Here is a 23884-nt window from a genome sequence, read left to right on the forward strand (position 1 = left end):
GACAGGCAGGCTGAGATTGCCGTCATGGCCGACATGCGATTCGTCATCATGGTCATCATCGTCGGGCGCATCCGCCGCGGGTGGCTTCACCAATTGCTCAGTTCCATCGAGACATCGGTAGTCCACCTGGCGTATGACGCGTAGCAACTCACGATAAGTACGTTATGATTCCCAAAGGATGTTGTCAACCGGTTGCCAGTCCGGATAAAGCTGTTTCGGCCAAGGGGCTCTCACCATGCGGAATTCAATGCAGGTTCATGGTCTTACCGCTGTCGCTGACGCCGCCCCCATCGCGTGGGCGCTCGAGCTGGTCAAGCAAGCGCTTGAGTCCCGCACGTCTGCGCCGGAAGACGATGAACGCGGCACGCTTCATGTGCACTTGGCGCGTGCGACAGACGTGCGTGAGTTGGATTCCGTCGGGCTCCCCGTCCCGCCGCGGGGGGAGGAGTCGTATTGCATCGGCGTTACTCGAGGGGCCGCGAGCGCGGGATGCGACCGGCGCGCCGTCGTTGCGGCGACAGATCATCGAGGGTACGCCTACGCCTTGGTCGAGCTCAGCGAGCGCATCCGTTCACAAGGCCTGTCGGCGCTCGACGGCTGGCGCGATGTTGGGTCTCCCGCCGTCTCCGTTCGCGGCATTCAGCGAAACTTCTCAAGCGTCCACGAGGATCTGCCGTGGTTTCACGACCGCGCGTTCTGGACCGAGTATCTCGACCACCTGGCGTCTCAACGCTTCAATCGATTCCATCTCGCCTTCGGTATGCAGTACAACTACGGCACCGGTTGGGAGAGTAGAGCAGCCACTGACAATTACCTCGTCTTCGCCTATCCGTTCCTAACGGCCGTGCCTGGCTTCGATGTGCGCGCCGCCGGGGTCGACGATGTCGAAAGGCAGCGCAACCTCGAGTCGCTCGCTCACATCGCTCGCGAGACAACCCGTCGCGGCATGAGCTTCCAACTCGGCCTGTGGAATCACGCGTACGACTTCGGGTATGAATCCAAAGAGTGGTACCCGATCACGGGCGTCGGCCCGTCCTCGCATGCCGACTACTGTGCGGCTGCCCTCAGCACACTCTTGGAGGCCGTTCCTGAAATAGCGGGCATAACCTTCCGCGTACACCACGAAGGAGGAATACCGGAGGGCGACCGAGAGGCCTTCTGGGGGAAGATCTTCGACGCAGCCTCCGCGGTCGGCCGGCCACTGCAGATCGACCTCCATGCGAAGGGTGTCGACGATGCTCTCGTGCGTGCCACGCGTAGGCCGAACCTCGTCCCGATGATCTCGGCCAAGTACTTGTCCGAGCATATGGGACTCGCCTACCACCAAGCGTCAATCCGTCCCCGTGAACAGACTCCTCTGCAGTTTGCCGGGCAGGACACGTCCGTGACCGGGGTCACGGACGGTGCACGCAGGTTCACCCGGTATGGCTACGCCGACTACCTCGATGAAGATCGAGGCACCGATGTCATGTTCAGAATGTGGCCCGGAACTCAGAAGCTACTGTTGTGGGGGGACCCAGCACTAGCCAGCGGCTACGGGCGCTACGCGACCATCGGCGGCGCCAAGGGGCTTGAGTTTTGTGAACCCCTGACGTTCAAGGGAAGGCGCGGGAGCGGCCAGTTGGGGTGCAGGGACCCGTATCTCAGCGAACACCTTCGGTTGGGCCTGGCGGACTGGAAGAAGTATCGGTACACGTACGTGCTGTGGGGGCAGTTGATGTACAACCCCGATGCGAACGCTGAGGTCTGGCAACGGTCTTTGCGAGCAGACCACGGGTCTGACGCCGCGCCACATCTTGAGGTCGCGTTGGCTAGCTTGAGCCGCGTGCTACCGCTGGTCGCCCACGTCCACGGAGTGAGCGCGGCGAACAACTTCTACTCTCCAGAGCTCTATGTCGACTTGCCGATTTCCGAGCAGATCAAGTGCATGCACTACGCATGGGACACTCCGGATCCGCGGACGTGGGAAGGCGTGAGCAGTTTCGATCCGACGCTCTTCTATAGCGTCGGCGAGTATGCCGATGCAGTGATGTCCAACAGTCTGAGCGCGAGGTACTCGCCTCTCGAGGTGGCACGCTGGCTCGAGGACCTCGTTGTCGAGGGCGAGGCCGCTCTCGACAACGTCGCCGCGTCATCGATGGTCGACAATCCACAAACTCAGCGGACGGTCACCGATCTTCGGATCGTCGCTCATCTGGGCCGCTTCTTCGCAGACAAGTTTCGTGCTGCGGTTCAGTACGCTCTCCACCGTCGAACGGGAGACCCCTCACACCTAGAGTCGAGCATTACTTTTCTCGATGCTGCACACGACCAGTACGCGCGCATCCCCGAAGTAGCCGCGGGCGTCTATCGAGACGACATCGCTTTTGGTATCGGACCATCTGATCGCGGAACCTGGGCGGACCGGCTCCCCTCGATGCTTCGAGACTTGGACGCTTTGAAGGCGCAACTACGGGCCATGGCTTTGGTCGCCCCTCAGAAGCGGGAGAGGCTTGTTCATCGCTCGGGCCGCTGGGCTGCTGACGCAGTGTTCGAGGTTCCGGCGACATTCGAACGAGGCTCAGAAATGCCAGTGCAACTTCGTTGCGAAGACACATCGATTGACGCGGCAGTGTTGCATTTCCGTCATCTCAATCAGGGTGAACGCTGGCAGAGTATGCCGATGCGCAGAACCGGAACCGACTATGCCATATCCGTCCCGGGCGACTACACCGGGTCCGGGTACCCGCTCGCCTTTTTCGCGGAGGTGTATCGAGAAGGCGACCACCCCGTGTTCGTCCCAGCACTCGGATCAACGTTGGCGAACCAGCCGTACATCGTTATCTACAGTTCAGCGGCAGAACGGCTGATACGCTGACACCCCCCGGGGATGGCCTAAGCGTCGCCGTAATGAGCGCGGCAATGGGGAAGATCGACACCATCCACACTGTCTATACCGCACAGGCTGGAACCGCAGAAGGCTGTGGCGGAGACCATCGCTGCGCCGCAGGTTGACTACGCGAGGGCCCACTTCCCGTGCGTCGCCGACCGTCGTCGCGTAGGGAAGGATCCTAAGGCGAGTCGACCTCTTCCTGGACCCGATGTCCACTGTTTCCGGGGGTGCTGCACCGGATCACATAGTTTGACGATTCCGGCTTGCTGGACTTCTTGGCGATGTCAGTGCTCGTCTGGATCACATCGGACAGTTCCGGAGCAGGATAAAGGCCGACCCATAACTGACTCTCCGCCGCATGCGACCCGGCTCACCGCCGCATGCGACCCGGCTCACCGCAGCGAGTACCCGCCGTCGACGTAGAGCGTCGAGCCGGTCGTGTAGCCGTTCACGAGCAGGTGGATGACGGCATCCGCCACTTCGCCCTCGGTCCCGGGGCGACCGAGCAGAGTGTCGGCGCTGAACTGCGTGAACGCAGCCGCGCGGGCGGCCTCGTCGCGGTTCGCCCAGAGGTTCCCGTCGATCGTCCCGGGCGACACCGCGTTGACGCGGACCGGTGCGAGTTCCACGGCCAGACCACGAGCGAGCCCTTCGATCGCCGCATTCGCGGCGACGTACGCGGGCGCCGAAGCGGGCGGGCGCACGCTCGCCGCCCCGGACATCAGCACGATCGAGGCATCGGGGGAGAGCAGGTCCAGGGCGGCGCGCACGACCCGGTACTGACCCCAGAACTTCGACTCGAACGGGGATGCCGCCGCTTCATGGTCGAGCGTCCGCATCGACCCGACGACATAGTCGGCCGCGGTGGTGAAGACGCCGTCGACGGTCGGGATGTCGGCGAAGAAGCGGGTGATCGACTCCTCGTCGGAGGTGTCGACCGCGCTCCAGCGCGCCCGCGGACCGAGTTCGGCGACGGCCGCCTCGAGACGGCTCGGCGTGCGCCCGCCCAGCACGACCTCGGCCCCGAGGGCGAGGGATCGTCGCGCGACCTCGAGGCCGATTCCGGAGCCGCCGCCGATCAAGACGATCGTCCGATCACGCAGGCGGGTGTCGAGGGGGTCTGTGGAGAGGGACATGCTCCCATTCTGCGACGCCTTCATCGACGTGCGGATATGCGGTGTGCACATCCCTCACGAGAATCAGGGCACTCTGCACGTTCCTGTGCGATGGCTGCACGGATACCGTGGCCGCAACCCGTCCACATGACTCTGGAGAACACCATGGCCACCACGGCACACGCCGACGATTTCGCCCTCAGTCGCGTCCGTCCGGAAGCGCAGAAGCCCTGGTTCGGGATCGCGGTTCAGCGATTCGGTCAGGTCTCCGCCCTCTCGCAGTTCCTGCTGGGCGCCACGCTCGGCTACAGCATGACGTTCGGCGAGGCCTTCCTCGCCCTCCTCCTCGGTTCGATCATCCTCGAGGTGATCATGTGCATCGTCGGCATCATCGGTCAGAAGGAAGGGCTCAACACGGCCCTGCTGGCCCGATGGACCGGCTTCGGAGAGGTCGGCGCCTCCCTCGTCGGGCTCGCTATCGGCATCAGCCTGATCGGGTGGTTCGGCATCCAGAGCGCGATCTCGGCCGAGTCGCTCGATGCGCTGCTGCCCGGTGTCATGCCGATCTGGGCCTGGAGCCTGCTCTTCGGCCTCGCGGTCACCGCGATCGTCGCCTTCGGATTCAAGGGCATGCAGTGGCTCGCGAACATCACGGTGCCGCTCTTCCTGATCCTCGTCGGATGGTCGATCATCAGCGAACTCGTCGACCACGATCTCGGCGAGCTGATCACCGGACCCGCTCCCGGCCCCACGATGAGCGTCTTCGCCGGCACGGGCATCGTCGCCGGAGGGCTCATCGTCGGCGCGATCATCACCGCCGACATGACGCGCTTCAACCGGTCCCGTGCCGACGTGATCAAGCAGACGGTGGTCGGCGTCTCGCTCGGCGAGTTCGTCATCGGGCTCGCGGGAGTGCTCCTGGCGCACGCCGCGGCCTCGGGCAACATCGTGGCCATCGTCACCTCGTCGATCGGCTTCGTGGGTCTGATCATCGTGATCACGGGCACGCTCAAGATCAACGACTGGAACCTGTACTCGTCGACGCTCGGACTGGTCAACTTCATCTCGACCGCGTTCAGCAAGAACCTCCACCGCGTCACCACGACGATCGTCCTCGGCGTCGTCGGCTCGGTGCTCGCCGCCGTCGGCATCCTCGGCCAGTTCTCGGGCTTCCTCATCATCCTCGGCGTCGCCTTCCCGCCGATCGCGGGCATCATGGTCGCCGAGTACTTCATCGTGCGCCGCTGGCGTCCCGAGCTCGATGCGAGCAGGGAGACCGGACGCCTCCCCGACACGGCACCGCGGATCGTCCCGGCCACGCTCGTGATCTGGCTGGTGTCGGCCGTCGTCGGCTACGTCGTCACGTGGGGCATCCCGCCCGTGCTGTCGCTGCTCCTCTCGATGGTCCTGTACGTGATCGCGGGCAAGCTCGGCTGGGTGCGCGGCATCGGCACCGCCCGCACGGCGCAGCCGGAGCTCGAGACGGATGCCGCCACCGACGCGGTCCCCGGTCTCGGCGCCACCAACTGACCCACCGCAAGAGAAGCAACACACGCAGCAGAAGCAACAGAAAGAGAACCACCCTCATGCACATCGGAATCGATGTCGGCGGAACCAATACCGATGCCGTGCTCATGGACGGCACCCTCACCCTGGCGGCGGTGAAGCACGCCACGACGGAGGATGTCACGAGCGGCATCGTCCAGGCGATCGACGCCCTGCGGTCCGGGCACCACTTCGACGGGGACCACATCTCCGCCGTGATGATCGGCACGACGCACTTCATCAACGCGCTCGTGGAGGCCAAGCGGCTCGCGCCGACCGCGGCGCTCCGGCTGGGCCTCCCCGCCACGAAGGCCCTTCCGCCGCTCGTGGACTGGCCCGCCGGACTCGTCGAGGCGATCCAGGGCCGGAGCTACCTCGCCCACGGCGGCTACGAGTTCGACGGGCGGCCCATCTCCCCGCTCGACCCGGACGAACTCCGCGCGCACGCCGCTGACATGCGCGCCAACGGCATCCGCTCCGTCGCCATCTCTTCAGTCTTCAGCCCGGTCAATCACGACCTGGAGGTCGAGGCGGCGCAGATCATCGCCGAGGAGCTCGGCGATGACGTCGCCATCTCGCTCTCTCATGAGATCGGACGGATCGGGCTCCTCGAGCGGGAGAACGCCACGATCATCAACGCCGCCCTGCGCGAGCTCGCGTCGGAGATCGTCGACGGCCTCACGGCCGCGGTGCGCCGGCAGGGGATCGAGGCCCCGATCTTCCTCAGCCAGAACGACGGCACGCTGATGGACGAGGACTACGTGCGCCTGTATCCGGTGGCGACCTTCGCGTCGGGGCCGACGAACTCGATGCGAGGCGCCGCCCTGACCAGCGGTCTCGCGACGTGCGCGGTCGTCGACATCGGCGGTACCACCACCGACATCGGACTGCTCATCAACGGCTTCCCCCGCGAGACGGCGAACGAGGTGAAGGTGGCCGGCATCCGCACCAACTTCCGGATGCCGGATGTGCTGTCCATCGGAATCGGCGGCGGATCCATCGTCGACGAGGAGACCGGCGAGGTGGGGCCGGAATCCGTGGGCTACCGGCTCACGACCGAGGCTCTCGTCTTCGGCGGGTCGACGCTCACCGCGACCGACATCGCCGTCGCAGCCGGTCGGGCCGACATCGGCGACGCCTCGAAGGTCGCTCACCTCGATCGCGCGTTCGTCGAGCGGGTGCTCGAGCGGATCGGCGAGCGGGTCGCTGAGGCGGTGGATCGCATGCGCACCTCGCCCGAGCCGATCCCGGTGGTCGCCGTCGGTGGCGGATCGATCCTCGTCTCCGGCGAGCTGCCGATCTTCGGTGCCGTGCAGCGGCCCGAGAACTACGCGGTCGCGAACGCGATCGGCGCCTCCATCGCCCAGGTCGGCGGCGAGATCGACAAGGTCTACGCGATCGAGCCCGGTCGCCGCGAGGAGGCCATCGCCGCGGTGCGGGCGGAAGCCGTCGACAAGGCCATCGCCGCCGGCGCCTTCCCCGCCTCGGTCGACATCGTCGACTTCGACGAGGTCCCGATCCCGTATCTCCCCGGCAACGCCACCCGCATCCGGGTCAAGGCCGTGGGCGACCTCGACATGGGCGGTGTGCGATGAGCTGGACGATCACCCGCGACCTGATCCCCGGGCTCGCCCGCGGTGCCGCCGTGCTCGGCACGGGCGGCGGCGGCGACCCGTACATCGGTGCCCTGCTCGCCTCGCAGGCCCTGCGCCTGCACGGCGATGTCACGGTCGTGTCGCTCGACGAGGTGCCGGACGACGCGCTCGTGCTGACCGTGGCGATGATGGGTGCGCCCACGGTCATGGTCGAGAAGCTGCCGAGTCTCGACGAGGTCACCGCCCCGGTGCGAGCGCTGGGGGCGGCCCTCGGCCGCGCCGTCACGCACATCGCGTGCGCGGAGGTCGGCGGCGTCAACTCGACGATCCCGATCGCCGCGGCCGCCGCGCTCGGTCTGCCGCTCATCGACGGCGACGGCATGGGCCGCGCGTTCCCGGAGCTCCAGATGGTGCTGCCGACGCTGTACGGCATCGAAGCGTCGCCGCTCGCGTTCAGCGATGAGAAGGGCAACGTGGGCGTGCTGAACACCGTCGACAACAGCTGGACCGAGCGCATCGCCCGCGTCGCCTGCGTGGAGATGGGCTGTTCTGTGATGATCTCCGGCTTCCGGATGTCGGGGGCGCAGGCGCGCGAGGCGCTCGTCGCCGACTCCCTGTCGCTGTGCCGCGAGATCGGCGAGGGCATCGACTCCGCGCGGGAGGCCAAGACGGATCCCGTCGCGCGGGTGGTGGCTCTTCTCGGCGGACGGGAGCTGTTCGAGGGGAAGGTCGTCGACGTGGAGCGCGCGACCACCACGGGCTTCGCCCGCGGCAGGGCGAGGATCGAGGGTGCGGACTCGGCACTGGAGCTCTCGTTCCAGAACGAGCACCTCATCGCGACGCTCGACGGACAGACCCTCGTGACGACACCGGACCTCATCATCGTGCTCGACCATGACTCGGGTGAGCCGATCACGACGGAGGGACTGCGCTACGGGCAGCGGGTCCGCGTGATCGCCGCACCGAGCGACGAGCGCTGGCACGGCGCCGCCGCGCTGGCGATGGTCGGGCCCGGCTACTTCGGGTACGACCTGCCCTCCCATCGATTCGACGGCCGGGTCGAGACCCTCGTCGAGGAGGATGCCGCGTGAGCTGGCAGCTGACCGGTGCGGATCTTTCCGACCTCGCTCGCGGCGCCACGCTGCTCGGAACCGGCGGTGGAGGGGACCCGTACATCGGCAAGATGCTGGTCGAACAGGTCCTCGGCGATCGGTCCATCACGATCCTCGACCCCGAGGATCTGACCGACGACATGTTCGTGATCCCGACGGCGCAGATGGGAGCGCCGACCGTGATGATCGAGAAGATCCCGGCCGGCTTCGAGGCCACGCTCGCCCTGCGCACGCTCGAGGAGCACCTCGGGCGGACGGCGGATGCGACGATGCCGATCGAGTGCGGCGGCATCAACTCGATGATCCCCCTCATGGTCGCCGCCGAGACCGGCCTTCCGGTCGTCGATGCGGACGGGATGGGGCGCGCGTTCCCCGAGCTGTCGATGGAGACCTTCGCGGTCTACGGTGTGCACGGCTCCCCGCTCGCTCTGGCGGGCGAACGGGGCGAGCGCGTGATCATCGACACAGGGGATGACGACCGGCAGATGGAGTGGCTGGCGCGCGGGATCACCATCCGCCTCGGCGGCGTCGGTCACATCGCGGAGTACGCGATGTCGGGCGCGGATGTGAAGCGTACGGCGGTCCCGCGCACCATCTCGATGGCGCTCGCGCTGGGGCGGACGATCCGGGAGGCGCGAGAGGCGCATCGATCCCCGTTCGAGGCGATCGCGGCGACGCTGTCCACGACGCTCTACCCGCACGTGCGTGAGCTGTTCGTCGGGAAGGTGACCGACGTGGAGCGCCGCACGACCGAGGGGTTCGCCAGAGGCACCGCGATCGTCTCGGCATCCGATCCGTCGAGTGACGACCGTCTGGAGATCTCCTTCCAGAACGAGAACCTCATCGCGCGCCGCAACGGCGAGGTGGTCGCCATCGTGCCCGACCTGATCTGCGTGGTGGACCACGAGTCCGCGGAGCCGATCACGACGGAGGGGCTGCGCTACGGGCAGCGCGTGCGCGTGCTCGGCATCTCGACGCCGGAGATGATGCGCACGCCGGAGGCTCTGCAGGCATTCGGGCCCGGGGCGTTCGGGTTGACCGAGCCTTTCTCGCCGGTGGAGGCAGCGGAGGTGGCGAGCCTAGGCTGAGCCCATGCCGGTCACCCTCGATCTCGACAGCCTCCCCGCGCTGGCAACGGGGTTCGCGCTGCTCGGCTCGGGCGGTGGCGGCGGGACGACCATGCTCGAGCTCGTGCTGCGGGATTCCCCGGACTGGCCGATCACCCTGCATGACGTCGACGAGCTGGATCCCGACCTCCCGGTCCTCGGGGCCGCTTTCGTCGGTTCGACCATCCTCCTGGGCGAGCGGCTCCCGGGAACCGCCCCCTTCGCTCGGCTCATCGCCGCGGCGGAGCGCTGGTTGGGATATCGCGTTCCGGTGGTCTGCTCGCTCGAGGGCGGCGGACTCAACGGCCTCGCGTCGTTCACGCTGGCCGGCGAGCGGATCATCGTCGACGCCGATCTGACCGGCCGGGCCGTTCCGGCGCTCGACCAGATGTCGCTCCTGGTCGACGGCGTCCCGAACATCATCGTCACGTGCGACACGGGTGCCGGCGGAGTCGCCCTCGTCGAGACCGACCGCGCGCTCGACATCGAACGCATCGTGAGGGCGGCGACCGTCCAGGCGGGCGGTGCCGGCGGCATGGTCTTCGCGGGCTTCACCGTCGGGTCCCTGCGCGAGCACGCGATCGTCGGCAATGCCGCGCACGCGCTGCGGCTGGGAAAGGCGTTCCTCGGCGCCGAGACCGGGCCGCTCGATCATCTGGCCGGGACGCTGGGCGGGCGGCTGCTCGCGGAGGGGCGCATCACCGCGATCGAGATCGACGAGCGGGATCCGCACGTCACCGTCTTCGGAATCGAGGGGAGCGCGGGCGAGGTGCACAGACTCGTGGCCCGGTCCGAGAGCCTCGCGCTGATGACCGACGGAAGGCTCGAGGCCGCAGCCCCGGATCTGGTGGTCGTGCTCGACGCGATCTCGCGCGACATCCTCGAGGTCCCCAGTCTGTCGATGGGCCGGTACGTCGCCGTGATGCAGCTGGATGGACCGGCGTGGTGGTCGCACTCCACCGAGCGCCTTCGCCATGTGGTCCCCTCGGTCTACGGGCTGGATGAATTGGACGGCCTCTCATGAGCGACGCCCTCCTGCTGAGCGCCCTGCTCGCCCATCCCGAGAACGGGGGCGTCCGTGCGATCGCCGGACCGGAGGATGTCGAGTGGACCGGCGTCGTCGTGGAGTCGGACGAGACCCTGCTGCCGTCGGACGGTGCCGGGCGCCTGGTCATCCTCACCGAGTCGCCGCCCGACCGCTCCTGGCAGCAGGACGCGCTCATCCGCCGCACGCGCGATCGCGGCTTCCGGGCACTCGCGGTGCCCCGCGCCGAGGGGTTCGGCCCGGGTACCCGCGCGCTCGCCGCGCGGCTCGGGTTCACCGTGCTGCACGTCGATCGACCGATCCTGCTGGCGAAGGCCTGCTGGCAGCTGGTCGAAGCGCGCGATGCGCTCGCCCTGCACTACGTGCGGAAGGTCGCGCAGTCGATCGAGTACCACGCGGACAGCCTTGCCGACCTGCTCCGCCACCTCTCCACGAGCGTGCGGCACGGCGTCGCTCTGCTCGATGCCGAGGGCGTGCTGCTCGAATCCGGAGGAGCACTGGCCCCGGACGTGCACGCGTCGATCGATTTCGCCCCGTGGCTCGACATCGTGCGTGCGCCGGGCGGCTCCGCGGCCTCCGTGCGTGTCGACAGTCCGAGCAGAGAGGGTCTGCGACTGGCGTTCTTCGGCGAAGGCCTCGACGAGCGCCAGGTCACCGCGCTCGCGGTCGCCGCCGAGGTGGCGATGCCCGCCGTCGCCGCCCGGATCCTGATCGACGAGGTGGAGGAGGTCAACGACGCCTCGGTGTCGTCGGGAGTGCTGCGGGATTTCGTCGATCTGCGCGGCACACCGGATCTCGATGTGGAGCGCCGCATGCTCGAGCGCGGATGGCGGACGAGCGGATACCACCTCGGCTTCCGGCTCATCGGGCGCACCCGTGTGGACGCGCTCCAGCTCCTCCGTTTCGTGATCGGCGAGCTCGGTCGCATCTCCGTCGATTCGCACGCGACCACGGGTGGTCGCGGCGTGACCGGCTGGCTGACCTTCACCGAGCCGCCGGCGCCGCCGCAGATCGAGCAGTGCGTGGCGGCCCTGCGGGAGCTCCACGTCGCCGCCCGACGCTCGTTCAACGTCGCGACCGGGGTCGGGTCGGTGGCGAACGGCTCCGCGGGGCTCACGACATCGTTGAGCGAGGCGTCCGATGCTTCGAAGATCGCCGTGAACCGCTCGGCCACCGGCTGGTTCGTGCGTGTCGACGGACTCGGGCTCGAACGGCTCCTGCTCGCATGGACCGGCAACGACACGTTCGTCCCGGCGGCGCAGTCGCTCCTCGCGCCGTTGCAGGAGGGACGCGGCGAGTTGTTGACGACCCTGTCGGCGTACCTGGATCATGAGTCGGCCCTCGCTCCGACCGCGGCCGCCCTCGGTCTCCACCGGAACACCGTCGCCAGTCGCATCCATCGCGCACAGGAGCTGCTCGGCGTGGACATGAGCGATCCCGAGGTGCGGTTGGCGCTGCATCTCGCCTGCCGCGCGGTGCGCTGACGGCTCGCGCCCCGAGTCGCGGAAACCAGACGGAGGTGGCGACCTGCGTCTATGGAGAGCGCCTCGGCAGCGGATCACACTGGGGACGGCGAGCGCACGAGGCGTCGCCTGCGTGAGGAGACGACATGTCCGACGAGAAGAAGATCCCTGCCGACGCCGGCGCCGGCGCGACAGCGTCCGCCGAACTGACCGACGAGCAGCTCGCCGAGGTCGCCGGCGGCAACGGCCATCCGATTCCGGGGCGGCACATGGACAAAGCCGAGATCGAGAAGGCCCTCCGCGGCGGGAATTAGCGCGCCCGACGCGGCAGAGGAGGCGACCTGCGTCTATGGAGGCGGCTTCGCCGGCGGAACACACTTGTTCTGCGAGTGCACAAGGCCTCGCCTGCGTGAGGAGACGACATGTCCGACGAGAAGAAGATCGCTGCGGAAGCCCCCGCCCCCGAAGAGACGGCAGCGGCAGAGCTGACCGAAGAGCAGCTCGAGCAGGTCGCCGGCGGCGGCGCCTACCCGGACCAGGGGCGCGGGGGTGGGAACATCTCCCTCGAGGAGAAGGTCCTCCGCGGCTGGAAGTAGAGGAAGCCGGAGGCCGAGGCTAGGCGCGCATGCGGAGACGCTGCTCCGCGAGCCTCGGCACCGCCTGCTCCCGCGCGGCCCGGCGGGCGGTCGCGACGGCGCCGACCGACACGACCTCGGCGCCAAGCTGGGAGGCGAGGATCTCGGGTGCCGGCAGGTGCAGCTCCCCGGGGAGCACGCGGCGCGCCGCGGCCAGCACGGGCTCGACGCTCTCGGCGACGGCGCCGCACACGATGACGCGCGCCGGGTCGTACATGCTGCCGAGCACACCCACGACGCGGGCGACCGTGCCGCCGACGCGGTCGGTGACGAGCATCGCGTCCTCGTCGCCTGACGCGGCGAGGGTCAGGACCAGTCGGGGGTCGATGCGCTCCGCCGCGACGAGGCGCCCGACCGCGCTGTCACGATCGATCTCACCGGCGTCGACGGCCGCCTGCGCGTGGTTGCGCACGGCGTACGAGAGCCCGAACGCCGAGCCGACGCCGATGATGTGGTCGAACACGACACCCTCGCCGACACCGCCGTGCGCCCCGTGCAGGACGTGGCCGTCGACGACGACTCCGCCGCCGAAGCGCTCGCTGGCGAGCAGAGCGACGTAGTCCCGGCATCCGATCGCGGCTCCGACCGCGCCCTCGGCGATCGCGGCGAGCTGGGCGTCGTTCTTGATCTCGACGACCGGCGCCCAGTCGCGCAGGGCATCGGCGAGTCCCGGGTTGGTGCGCTCCCAGAAGCCGTCAGGGTGCGGCGGTGAGATGCCGTTGCGGTCGACGGGAGCGGCGACCCCGACGCACAGGGCCAGGACCTGCTCGCGGGTCACTCCGGCTTCCGCGAGCGCCGCGCGCAGACTCTCGATGATCGTCGCGCGCCGCTCTTCGGCGGAGTGGGTCGGGTCGACCTCGATGCGATGGTGCACGAGCGTCGTCTCGAGCGGATCGGCGACGGTCACCGCGAGATGCGTGTCGCCCGCGTCGATGCCGACGACGACGCCGAGGTCGGGGGAGAGGGAGAAGCGGCGAGCGGGGCGGCCGGAGCGGTAGCTGCCGACCGCGCGGGCGTTGGGGAGCTCGCGCAGCACCTCGGCGTCGAGCAGCGTGTCCATCGCGTCGATCGCGGTGGAGCGGGTCAACGACGTGCCCGCCATGACCTCGGTCGCCGTGAACTCGCCCGCTGCCCAGGCGAAGTCGAGCACCGCTCCGACGCTTGCGCGCCCGGTGCCGAGATCCGCCGAGACTTCTGTCACGCCCCTTGACCTTTCTGTCGTGCCAATGAGAGAGTACCTCTCGACAGAGTAAATTCGCTCACTAGATTTAGTACGCGGATATACGGGGACCGAGAGGACGATGGTGTCTGAGAAACGAACACGCGCACTGCGGACGATCGCGGGAGCCCTCGGGCTCACCCTGGTCGGAGCCGCACTCACGAGCTGTGCGGCCGGCTCGGGGGCGGAGACCATCCGCTTCACCTTCAGCAAGCGCGAGGCCATCGAGTTCATGACCGAGCTCGTCGCGGAGTACAACTCCTCGCAGGACGACGTGAAGGTCGAGATCGACACCTCGGGTGTCGACGTCGTCTCCGCCAGCTTCGTGCGGGGCAACCCGCCCGACATCATGCTCGCCAACTACAACTACGAGATCGCCCGGTTCGTGCAGCGCTGCGCCCTCACCGATCTCTCCGACACCGATGCCGCCGCCGGCATCCGCGACGACCTGCAGCCTCTGATGGACCAGTACGGCTCCTGCGAGGGCCGCACCAGCGCACTCCCGTACTCCGTGATGGCGGCATCCGTCATCTACAACAAGGAGATCTTCGACGCGCAGGGTCTCGACGTCCCGCAGACCTGGGACGAGCTGCTCGCCGTGTGCGACCAGCTGAAGCAGGCGGGCATCGACCCGTTCTACGCCACCTTCAAGGACGACTGGACCGTCGCGCAGGGCTGGTACGACTACACGGCCGGCGGGTCGGTCGACGTGATCGACTTCTTCGACGCGCTCGCCGAAGAGGGCACGGACGTCGGCCCCGACTCCCCGGTGTCCTTCCAGCAGGACTTCGCCGAGCCCATGGACCGGATGATGCAGCTCGCGAGCGAGTACACGAACACGGATGCCGAGAGCCGCGGCTATGGCGACGGCAACCTCGCGTTCGGCAAGGGCGAGGCGGCGATGTATCTGCAGGGCCCATGGGCCTTCAGCGAGATCGAGAAGACCGCGCCGGACCTCGACCTCGGCACCTTCCCGCTGCCGATGACCGACGACCCCGCGGACCTGGGCGTGCGGGTCAACATGGACCTCGCCGCGATGATCCCCGAGGAGTCTCGTCACCAGGAAGCCGCGCGGGACTTCCTCGAGTACCTCTACCTCCCCGAGAACATCGAGGCCTACAACGCCTCGCAGCTCGGATTCACGCCGACGACCGGTGCACCGGCGCCGGACGATCCGCGGGTCGAGGGGATGATCGAGTACTACGACAACGGCCAGATCTACCAGGGGCCGTCGGTGCTCGTGCCCAAGACGCTCCCGATGTTCAACTACGCGCAGGCCATGGTCCTCGGCGCATCGCCCGAGTCGACGCTGCGCACGATGGACGCCGACTGGGCGCGGATCGCCTTCCGCGCACCGATACCCACCACTCAGGATTCCGCATCCGGCGAGACATCCTCATCCGGCGAGACAGAGGAGTCGACGCCATGACGAACACCGCTCTGCCGAACCCGGCAGTCCCGAGCATCACTAAGCCTCCGGCGCCGTCGACCGACACGACGTCGGTCATCACCGGCGGCGCGCGCGGGCTGCGTCGCCGCACCAAGCGCGTCGAGCCGATCTACTACCTGTTCCTGCTTCCGACCCTGGTGCTCTTCACGCTCGCGATCACCGTGCCGGGCGTGGTGGGCATCTTCTTCAGCTTCACCGACTCGATCGGCATCGGCGAGTGGAGCTTCAACGGGCTCACCAACTACATCGCGATGTTCAGCGACCCGGCGATCCTGCAGAGCTATCTGTTCACCTTCGGCTTCTCGATCGCCACCGTGATCGTGGTCAACGTGGTCGCCTTCCTGCTCGCGGTCGGCCTGACCTCGCGCATCCGCTTCAAGACCGGCCTGCGGACGATCTTCGTGATCCCGATGGTGATCTCGGGCATCATCATCGCCTACGTCTTCAACTTCCTGTTCTCGAACTCGATCCCGGCCGCAGGTGCCGTCACCGGCATCCCGTGGCTGCAGACCAGCCTGCTCGCGAACCCGGATCTCGCCTGGATCGCGATCGTGATCGTGACCGCCTGGCAGGCGGTTCCCGGCACGCTGCTGATCTACATCGCCGGACTCCTGTCGGTGCCCGGCGAGGTGTACGAGGCCGCGAGCATCGACGGCGCGAACAAGAGGCAGCAGCTTCTGCGCATCACGCTCCCGCTCGTCGCCGGCTACGTGGTGATCAACGTGATCCTCGGCTTCAAGGGCTTCCTCAACGCCTACGACATCATCGTCGGGCTCACCAACGGCGGCCCCGGCACCTCGACCCGCAGCGTCGCCATGACGATCATCGCGGGCTTCAACGGCGGCGACTACGCCTACCAGATGGCCAACGCGACCATCTTCTTCATCGTCGCCGTGCTCATCTCCCTCCTCCAGCTGTCGCTGACGCGCGGAAGGAACGCACTCTGATGTCGACGCAGACGATCACCACCCAGACCGCGGGCAAGAAGCCCCGCATCAAGATGGAGCGGCCCAACTGGTCGGGCACGATCATCCTGATCCTGTGCACGGTCACCGTTCTCCTCCCGCTCTACGTCACCATCTCGATGGCGTTCAAGACGACAGGGCAGGCCGTCGACGGCAACGCCTTCTCGCTCCCCGCGCCGTTCAGCATCGACGGGTTCGTCGAGGCGTGGAACCTGACGAGGTTCCCGGTCGGCGCCGGCATCTCGCTGCTGGTCACCGCGGGCACGGTCGCGGCGACCATCATCCTCGCGGCGTTCGCGTCCTATGCGATCGTGCGCAACTGGGACCGCAGGCTGTTCCGCTGGTCGTTCTTCTACCTGCTCGCGGCGATGTTCATCCCGTTCCCGGTCGTGGCACTGCCGCAGATCCAGCTCACGGGACGCGTCGGGCTCGACAATCCGTTCGGCGTGATCATCCTGGCCACGATGTTCCAGCTGAGCTTCAGCGTGCTGCTGTTCACCGCGTTCCTGCGGTCGATCCCGATCGAGCTCGAGGAGAGCGCGCGGATCGACGGCGCCACGACCTGGCAGACGTTCTGGCGGCTGATCTTCCCGCTGCTGGCTCCGATGAGCGCGACGGTCGGCATCTTCGCGTTCCTCTACGCCTGGAACGACTTCATGATGCCGTCGCTGATCATCTCGGATCCCGCGATGCAGACGCTCCCGGTGCGGCAGAACCTGTTCCAGAACCAGTTCAGCAACAACTACAACGTCGCCTTCGCCTCGTACCTGATGGCGATGGCCCCCGCGATCCTGGCGTACCTGTTCACGCAGCGCTTCGTCATGGAGGGCGTCACGCAGGGCGCCGTCAAGGGCTGACGACCCATGGGTCCCTGAGCCCGTCGAAGGGCCACCGACCGCAACAAGAAAGAAGGAGTTCTCCCCTCATGACCGACGCGCTTCTCGTCGAGACCCGCAAGGCCGATTCCGCCGCCTGGTGGCGGCAGGCCGCCGTGTACCAGATCTATCCGCGGAGCTTCGCCGACGCGAACGGCGACGGGCTGGGTGACATCCCCGGCATCGTCTCCCGCGCCGACTACCTCAGAGACCTCGGCATCGACGCGGTGTGGCTGAGCCCGTTCTACCCCTCGGCGCTCGCCGACGGCGGCTACGACGTGGCCGACTACCGGAACGTCGATCCCCGCCTCGGAACGCTCGACGACTTCGACGCGATGGTCGAGGCGCTGCATGCCCGCGGCATCCGGGTCGTGGTCGACATCGTGCCGAACCACAGCTCCGATCTGCACGTGTGGTTCCAGGAGGCGCTCGCCGCGGGCCGCGGTTCGGCGGCGCGCGAGCGCTACATCTTCCGCGAGGGGGCAGGTCCCGAGGGATCCGAGCCCCCGACGGACTGGGGCGCGGCGTTCGGCGGCAGCGCCTGGGAGCGTGTCGAGGACGGGCAGTGGTACCTGCACAGCTTCGCGGTGGAGCAGCCCGATCTGAACTGGGATCACCCGGAGGTGCGCGCCGACTTCCTCGAGACGCTGCGCTTCTGGTCGGACCGCGGAGTCGACGGCTTCCGCATCGACGTCGCCCACATGCTCACGAAGGACCTCACCGAGCCGCTGCCGAGTCAGGCGGAGCTCGATGCGATGGATCGCACGTCGGGCCGGCATCCGCTCCTCGATCGCGACGAGGTGCACGAGATCTACGCCGAGTGGCGTGCGGTGTTCGACGAGTACGATCCGCCGCGCACCGCGGTCGCCGAGGCCTGGGTCGAGACCCCGGAGCGCCGCGCCCGCTACGCCTCGGCCGAAGGGCTCGGGCAGGCGTTCAACTTCGACCTGCTCGTCGCCGAGTTCGTCGCCGAGGACTTCCGCGACGTCATCACCGAGAACCTCGAGCAGGCGCAGGCGAGCGGTTCGTCGACGACCTGGGTTCTGTCGAACCACGACGTGACCCGGCACGCCACCCGCTATGGGCTGCCGTCGCTGCGCGGCCGCGCGGTCAAGCAGGGCACGGAGTGGGTCGCCGCGGGCGGCCCGTCGGACCAGCTCGACCGCGAGGGCGGGCTGCGCCGTGCGCACGCCGCGACCCTGATGCTGCTCGGCCTTCCCGGCAGCACCTACCTCTACCAGGGCGAGGAGCTCGGGCTGCACGAGGTCGCTCAGATCGCGCCCGAGCAGCGCCAGGACCCGGCGTTCCTGCGCGAGGAGGCGTTCGACGGACTCGGGCGAGACGGATGCCGCGTGCCGCTGCCGTGGACGGCATCCGGCTCTTCCTTCGGTTTCGGCTCGGGTGACGCGCACCTCCCGCAGCCCTCCTGGTTCGCGGAGTACGCGGTCGACGTCGAGGCGGCCGACCCGACATCGACGCTCTCCCTCTACCGAGAGGCGCTGCGCCTGCGGCATGTGCTGCAGGCCGAGGAGCGTCTGGAGTGGATCGAGACCGGACGCGATGACGTGCTGCGCTTCGCCCGCCCCAACGGGTGGCAGGTCGTGACGAACTTCGGCGTCGAGCCGTTCGACCTCGGGGCGGATGCCGCTGACGTCGTGCTGGGTGAGGTCGTCGACGGGGCCGTTCCGGGAGAGACGACGGTCTGGATCGCGCCGGCGGGTCTCGTCGGCTGAGGCCTGGTGAACGGGGCTTTCCGGTTCCGGTTGTTCCGTAGGCGGTGAAGACAATTGCAGGTCGAAAACCCGGTTTTCGACCTGCAATTGTCTTTTCGACCTGCAAACCGTCAGCACCCACCCATGCTGATTTGATAATGGTTCTCATTAGCGTTTAGAGTGAGGGCATGAAGAAGCCCGTCCACGCTCTCGCCCTCGCATCCGTCGCCGCTCTCGCGCTCGCCGGATGTTCCACCCCCGCTGCGGGCGGGAGCGAAGACGGCAAGGTCCAGGTCGTGGCGAGCACCAACGTCTACGGCTCGCTCGCCGCGCAGATCGGCGGCGACCGCGTCGACGTGACCTCGATCATCACCTCCGTGACGCAGGACCCGCACTCCTACGAGGCGACCGCCCGCGATCGCCTGACCGTGCAGAAGGCCGACCTCGTGATCGAGAACGGCGGCGGCTACGACGCGTTCATCGACGACCTGCTCGACGGATCGGATGCCGAGGTGCTCACGGCCGTCGAGTTCTCGCACGACTTCCCCGGCAACGAAGGCCATGAGGAGGGCGACGCCGACGCGGAGGAGCACGACCACGATCACGCCGAGGGCGAAGAGGGTCACGAGGGCCACAACCACATCGAGGGCTTCAACGAGCACGTGTGGTTCGACCCGCACACGATGATCCACGTCGTGGAGGACATCGCGGCCGACCTGGCGGAGCTCGACCCCGAGGGCAAGGCCGACTTCACCGCCGCGGCCGACGCGATCGTCGCCGAGCTGGAGGGGTTCGAGACCGACCTCGAGACGATCAAGACGGAGGTCGCCGGCGCGAAGGTCTTCATGCCCGAGCCGCTCCCCGGCTACATCGCCGCAGCCGCCGGACTGACCGACGTCACCCCCGAGGGCTTCGCCGAGGCCGTCGAGGAGGGCACGGATGTCGCCCCTGCCGTGCTGCTGGAGGCGCTGAACGTGATCGACAGCGGCGAGGTCACCGCGCTGCTCACCAACGCGCAGACCGGCGGTGCCGAGACGGACCGCGTGGAGACGGCCGCGAACGACGCCGGTATCCCGGTCGTGGCCTTCACCGAGCTCCTGGAGGACGGATCGTCGTACTCTGAGTGGATGCGTGACGCGATCAAGAGCCTCGCCGCCGCCGTCCAGCCGTGACGGCGCCCGGTCGAGAGGGTCAGGGACCCGACTCGGGCGACCGCCCGGTGCTGGAGATCTCCGGCGCCGCCCTCCACCGCGGGGACCGTGAGCTGTGGTCGGGGCTCGACCTGAGGGTGGAGCCGGGCGAGTTCATCGCCGTGCTCGGCCCGTCGGGATCCGGCAAGACCACGCTGCTGCGCAGCATCCTGGGTCTCCAGCCTCTGTCGTCGGGGACGATCACCGTCGCGGGTCAGCCCGTGCACCGCGGCAACGCGCGCATCGGCTACATCCCGCAGCAGCGCTCGCTCGCGCCCGACACGAGCATGCGGGCGCGCGACCTGGTGGCGCTCGGCGTGCAGGGGAGCCGCTTCGGATTCCCGATCCCGCACCGCGGCGACCGGGCCAAAGTCGATGGCCTCCTCGAGGCGGTGGGCGCCGCGCACTTCGCCGATCGTCGCGTCGGCCTGCTCTCCGGCGGCGAGCAGCAGCGGCTGCGCGTCGGCCAGGCGCTCGCGGACGAGCCGTCGCTGCTCCTGTGCGACGAGCCGCTGTCGAACCTCGACCTGGCGAACCAGCTCGGCGTGACCGACATCATCGATCGGCAGCGCCGCGAGCGCGGCGCCGCGGTGCTCTTCGTCACGCACGACATCAACCCGATCCTCAACCGCGTCGACCGGATCCTGTACATCGCGGGCGGGCGCTTCCTCCTCGGCACCCCGGAAGAGGTGCTGCAGACGCGCGTGCTCACGGACCTCTACGGGACACCCGTCTTCGTGCTCCGCGCCGGGGATCGCCTGGTCGTCGTCGGAGTACCGGATGCCGAGCCGCACCACGACCACGGCGACCACGAGCACGGAGCAGACGCATGATCGCGTCGGCGGGCCTCGTGCCGATGGTCGACTGGAGCGACGTCTTCTCCTTCCAGGACTACGGCGAGCTCGTGGCCCTTCTCGCCAACTCGATCATCGCCGGCGCCGTGCTCGGCATCGTCGGCGGTCTCATCGGCGTCTTCGTCATGCAGCGGGACCTCGCGTTCGCGGTGCACGGGGTGAGCGAGCTGTCGTTCGCGGGTGCAGCCGCCGCCCTCCTGTTCGGCGGCAGCGTCGTCGCCGGGTCGCTCGGCGGAGCACTCGTGGCAGCGATCTTCATCGGCGTGCTCGGGGCGAAGGCGAGAGACCGCAACTCGATCGTCGGCGTGCTCATGCCGTTCGGCCTCGGCCTCGGCATCCTGTTCCTCTCGCTGTACGACGGGCGCAGCGCCAACCGCTTCAGCCTGTTGACCGGACAGATCGTCTCGGTCTCGAGCCCGGACCTCGGCTGGCTGATCGGCATCAGCATCGTCGTGCTGCTCGGGCTGCTCGTGATGTGGAACCCGCTGCGCTTCGACTCGCTCGACCCGGAGTCGGCCGCCGCGCGAGGAGTGCCCACCCGTGCCGTCAGCCTGATCTTCATGGTGCTGCTCGGACTCATCGTCGCAGTCAGCGTGCACATCATCGGCGCGCTGCTCGTCATGGCGCTGCTCGTGACACCGGCCGCTGCCGCGATGCGCATCACGGCGGGGCCCGTCGCGGTGCCGCTGCTCGCCGCGCTGTTCGGCTTCGTCTCGGCCGTCGGCGGCATCCTGCTCGCCCTCGCCGGCACACTCCCCGTGAGCCCGTACATCACGACCCTGTCGTTCACGATCTACGTCGTGTGCTGGATCGTGCAGCGCGTCCGGGCCCGCGTGCGCCGCGTGGCCTGACCGCTGCGGGCATGCGCATGGTGGGAATATCGCTACGCGTGTGGCGGGTTGCTACACTGTAGTGCATGGTAGCTCCCACGAACGTTCGCTTCAGTGAGCCTGTCCATGAGGCCCTGACCCGATACGTGCACCTCACCGGTCAGACGAAGTCCGGGGTCATCAACAGTGCCGTCGAAGAGTGGTTGAGGATGCAGGTGCACACCGGCATCCGGTTCGTCACGATCGAGACCGGTGAGAGGCGCGCGCGACTTGTTGACGGACCCGAGGTATGGACCATCGCGGAAGCATGGCTGGCGCACGAACCGGAGAGGCGCAGGGTTCCGGAGCTGGTGGACCTTCTCGGGTTGCCGGAGCGGTCGATCGAGGCTGCTCTGAGCTACTGGGCGGACTTTCGCGCTGAGATCGACGGCGTGATCGAGCGGCATCGCGCTGCCCAAGACGAGGCGCTCGCGGCCTGGGAGAGGCGCCGCGCGATTGACGCCGCCTGACGTCCGATTTCTCCTCGACGAGCATTACCCGGCGTGGCTGGCCGACGCGCTTCGCGACGGAGGCATCGACGCAGAAGCCGTCGTCGAGCGGGAGGACCTTGTCGGCGCCCCCGACACGACCGTCCTCCAGGTCGCCACCGATGAGCATCGGCTCGTGATCACCGAGGATGTGAATACCTTTGCGCTCGCCATGCATCGCATCCCTGAGCACGGCGGAGTCGTCTTCAGCCACCACAGGCGCTTCCCTCGGAACCGGCATGGGCTCGAAGGTCTGAGGCTGGCCCTGATCGCCTTTGCGGCGACGCCGCCTTCGTCGAGCGGTGAGCCGTCCTTCGTGTGGTGGTTGTGAAAGCGAATCGTCGGGTCGGGGGCGGATGCCGCGACTCACACCCGGGCGAGCGCCTCGATGTCCTCGAGGAACTGGGCGGCGGTCTCCGGCGACACCGTCGTGCGCGTGCCGGCGATCGCGTCGAGGTAGTCCTGCGTGCTCGGGCCGACGGCATCCGCTGCCGCGTCCGCGATGCCCGGCGTCCGTGACCCGACAGCCGCCTCGAATGCCCGCTGCGAGGCGCTGCGGGCGGCGAACTCGATGTCGGCCGGCGAGAATCCGTCGGTGCGCTGGACGAGCACGTCGATGTCGACGGCATCGCGGGTGATGTCGGGGATGTAGCGGCTCCAGATGGCGGCACGCGCGGCACGGTCGGGCAGCCCGATCGGGATCACGTAGTCGAACCGGCCGTGGCGCAGGAACGCGCTGTCGAGGGCGCGGATGAAGTTCGTCGCGCACACCAGCAGGCGGCCGGGCTGCTCGCGGAACGCCGGGATGATCTTCAGCAGCTCGTTCGTCACGCCTTGCAGCGGCGACGGCGGCTCCCCGGAGCGCTGGGCCGCGATCTCCTCGACCTCGTCGATGAAGACCACCGCGTGCTCGAGCTCCGAGATCTTGGTGAAGGTCTCGCGCAGCGCCCCCGCCAGCCCCTTCGGGTCGGCCGCGAGGCGCGAGGGGAACACCTCGACGAACGACCATTCGAGCCGCGAGGCGATGGCCTTGGCGAACGTGGTCTTGCCGGTGCCGGGAGGGCCGAACAGCACCACCGCGCGCGGGGGCACGACGCCGAAGCTCTCGGCGAGATCCTGCTCGGCCAGCGGCAGCACGAGTCTCTGCTCGAGGATGTCCTTCTCGCGACGCATACCCGACACCGACTCCCACAGGTCGCGCGGCATCTGCCGGCCGCCCAGCTCGGCGAGCGAGGTGAGCTCCTGCCGCTGCACGGGGATGCGGCGCTCGAAGTAGCGGAGGTGATGCTTCTGCTCGAATCCCCGGGCGTCGAACGCCGCCAGACGCGTCTCGACCTCGGGCATCAGCGCAGACAGCTTGGTCAGGCCGTACGGGGCCATGCTCTTCTCGAGCGCGGCGAGCAGCGCCGATCCGATCCCGCGATCGCGCCAGGCGTCGTCGATGGCGAAGAACACCACCCAGCCCTGATCGTGGGCCGCACGTCCCACCACGGCCGCGATCACCTCGTCGCCGTGGACCGCGACGATCGCGTGATCCTTCTGGCAGGAGGCGACGACCTCGCTGAGGTCGTACACCGGCTCGGAGCCCGAGCGCTTCAGCTCCTCCCAGAGATGGAGGATGCCGCCCAGATCGTCGTTGTGGAACTCGCGCAGTCGCCAGCCGGTCATCGGGACTCCCTCGTCTCGGATGCCGCCACGATACCGGCGCGGTGCGCCATCACCCAGACGGGTGCGTAATACGAGACGCTCCCAGCCCTCGCCAACCCCCGCCGCC

21 protein-coding genes are annotated in these 23884 nt (G+C 68.1%); 18 read left to right on the forward strand and 3 right to left on the reverse strand.

The genetic code is table 11. The features are described 5' to 3' along the window. The first annotated feature begins 235 nt into the window (after positions 1 to 235). Entirely contained in the window at positions 236 to 2857 is a 2622-nt protein-coding gene (locus DC434_RS01595; protein ID WP_133192761.1) for a hypothetical protein, read from the forward strand. A gap of 407 nt (positions 2858 to 3264) precedes the next feature. Here DC434_RS01595 and DC434_RS01600 read toward each other — a convergent pair whose 3' ends face one another. Beyond that, a complete protein-coding gene (locus DC434_RS01600) occupies positions 3265 to 4008 on the reverse strand; it encodes an SDR family oxidoreductase (protein ID WP_116633521.1) in 744 nt (247 codons plus the stop codon). 144 nt (positions 4009 to 4152) lie between these two features. Here DC434_RS01600 and DC434_RS01605 point away from each other — a divergent pair, with 144 nt between their 5' ends. The 8 genes from DC434_RS01605 to DC434_RS20050 all read left to right on the forward strand — a co-directional run bounded on the left by DC434_RS01605 (position 4153) and on the right by DC434_RS20050 (position 12449). Further along, a complete protein-coding gene (locus DC434_RS01605; RefSeq protein ID WP_116633993.1) occupies positions 4153 to 5517 on the forward strand; it encodes a cytosine permease in 1365 nt (454 codons plus the stop codon). Positions 5518 to 5573: 56 nt separating this feature from the next. Continuing rightward, complete coding sequence (locus tag DC434_RS01610; protein ID WP_116633522.1) at positions 5574 to 7127, forward strand: hydantoinase/oxoprolinase family protein; 1554 nt, start codon at positions 5574 to 5576, stop codon at positions 7125 to 7127. Further along, a complete protein-coding gene (locus DC434_RS01615) occupies positions 7124 to 8218 on the forward strand; it encodes a DUF917 domain-containing protein (RefSeq protein WP_116633523.1) in 1095 nt (364 codons plus the stop codon). The genes DC434_RS01610 and DC434_RS01615 overlap by 4 nt, the downstream gene beginning before the upstream one ends. After that, positions 8215 to 9327 carry a DUF917 domain-containing protein gene (locus DC434_RS01620; protein WP_116633524.1) on the forward strand — a complete coding sequence of 371 codons (1113 nt, stop codon included), beginning with the start codon at positions 8215 to 8217 and terminating at the stop codon, positions 9325 to 9327. Before DC434_RS01615 ends, DC434_RS01620 begins: the two co-directional genes overlap by 4 nt. Positions 9328 to 9331: 4 nt before the next feature. After that, entirely contained in the window at positions 9332 to 10369 is a 1038-nt protein-coding gene (locus DC434_RS01625) for a DUF917 family protein (RefSeq protein ID WP_116633525.1), read from the forward strand. Continuing rightward, a complete protein-coding gene (locus tag DC434_RS01630) occupies positions 10366 to 11874 on the forward strand; it encodes a helix-turn-helix domain-containing protein (protein ID WP_116633526.1) in 1509 nt (502 codons plus the stop codon). The genes DC434_RS01625 and DC434_RS01630 overlap by 4 nt, the downstream gene beginning before the upstream one ends. A 125-nt stretch (positions 11875 to 11999) precedes the next feature. After that, on the forward strand, positions 12000 to 12167 hold the full coding sequence (locus DC434_RS20045) for a hypothetical protein (protein ID WP_165807965.1): 168 nt from the start codon (positions 12000 to 12002) through the stop codon (positions 12165 to 12167). A 108-nt stretch (positions 12168 to 12275) separates the two neighbouring features. Then, complete coding sequence (locus DC434_RS20050) at positions 12276 to 12449, forward strand: hypothetical protein (RefSeq protein ID WP_165807966.1); 174 nt, start codon at positions 12276 to 12278, stop codon at positions 12447 to 12449. Between the two features lie 19 nt (positions 12450 to 12468). Here the strand turns inward: DC434_RS20050 and DC434_RS01635 are convergent, their stop codons facing one another. Then, the gene (locus DC434_RS01635; protein WP_116633527.1) at positions 12469 to 13689 is read right to left on the reverse strand and encodes an ROK family protein; all 1221 of its coding nucleotides are present in this window, start codon (positions 13687 to 13689) and stop codon (positions 12469 to 12471) included. A gap of 103 nt (positions 13690 to 13792) precedes the next feature. On the opposite strand from DC434_RS01635, the gene DC434_RS01640 reads away from it, so the two are divergent. The 9 genes from DC434_RS01640 to DC434_RS01680 all read left to right on the forward strand — a co-directional run bounded on the left by DC434_RS01640 (position 13793) and on the right by DC434_RS01680 (position 22441). Beyond that, positions 13793 to 15136, forward strand: coding sequence for an ABC transporter substrate-binding protein (locus DC434_RS01640; protein WP_243408753.1), 1344 nt, complete (start codon positions 13793 to 13795; stop codon positions 15134 to 15136). After that, complete coding sequence (locus DC434_RS01645) at positions 15133 to 16104, forward strand: sugar ABC transporter permease (protein ID WP_243408754.1); 972 nt, start codon at positions 15133 to 15135, stop codon at positions 16102 to 16104. The genes DC434_RS01640 and DC434_RS01645 overlap by 4 nt, the downstream gene beginning before the upstream one ends. Beyond that, entirely contained in the window at positions 16104 to 16979 is an 876-nt protein-coding gene (locus DC434_RS01650) for a carbohydrate ABC transporter permease (RefSeq protein WP_116633529.1), read from the forward strand. The genes DC434_RS01645 and DC434_RS01650 overlap by 1 nt, the downstream gene beginning before the upstream one ends. Positions 16980 to 17047: 68 nt before the next feature. After that, complete coding sequence (locus DC434_RS01655) at positions 17048 to 18730, forward strand: glycoside hydrolase family 13 protein (protein WP_116633530.1); 1683 nt, start codon at positions 17048 to 17050, stop codon at positions 18728 to 18730. 167 nt (positions 18731 to 18897) lie between these two features. Then, a complete protein-coding gene (locus DC434_RS01660) occupies positions 18898 to 19881 on the forward strand; it encodes a zinc ABC transporter substrate-binding protein (RefSeq protein WP_116633531.1) in 984 nt (327 codons plus the stop codon). Continuing rightward, the gene (locus DC434_RS01665; protein ID WP_116633532.1) at positions 19878 to 20732 is read left to right on the forward strand and encodes a metal ABC transporter ATP-binding protein; all 855 of its coding nucleotides are present in this window, start codon (positions 19878 to 19880) and stop codon (positions 20730 to 20732) included. The genes DC434_RS01660 and DC434_RS01665 overlap by 4 nt, the downstream gene beginning before the upstream one ends. 23 nt (positions 20733 to 20755) lie before the next feature. Then, positions 20756 to 21604 carry a metal ABC transporter permease gene (locus DC434_RS01670; protein ID WP_116633995.1) on the forward strand — a complete coding sequence of 283 codons (849 nt, stop codon included), beginning with the start codon at positions 20756 to 20758 and terminating at the stop codon, positions 21602 to 21604. A gap of 65 nt (positions 21605 to 21669) precedes the next feature. After that, the gene (locus DC434_RS01675; protein ID WP_133192762.1) at positions 21670 to 22092 is read left to right on the forward strand and encodes a hypothetical protein; all 423 of its coding nucleotides are present in this window, start codon (positions 21670 to 21672) and stop codon (positions 22090 to 22092) included. After that, positions 22079 to 22441 (forward strand): DUF5615 family PIN-like protein, encoded by a 363-nt coding sequence (locus DC434_RS01680; protein ID WP_116633534.1) that lies wholly within the window; start codon positions 22079 to 22081, stop codon positions 22439 to 22441. The genes DC434_RS01675 and DC434_RS01680 overlap by 14 nt, the downstream gene beginning before the upstream one ends. Before the next feature lie 35 nt (positions 22442 to 22476). On the opposite strand, the gene DC434_RS01685 is transcribed toward DC434_RS01680, so the two are convergent. Continuing rightward, a complete protein-coding gene (locus DC434_RS01685; protein WP_116633535.1) occupies positions 22477 to 23778 on the reverse strand; it encodes a GNAT family N-acetyltransferase in 1302 nt (433 codons plus the stop codon). Positions 23779 to 23884: the final 106 nt, after the last annotated feature.

The sequence above is a fragment of the Microbacterium sp. TPD7012 genome, from assembly GCF_003075395.1.
Lineage (GTDB): Bacteria > Actinomycetota > Actinomycetes > Actinomycetales > Microbacteriaceae > Microbacterium.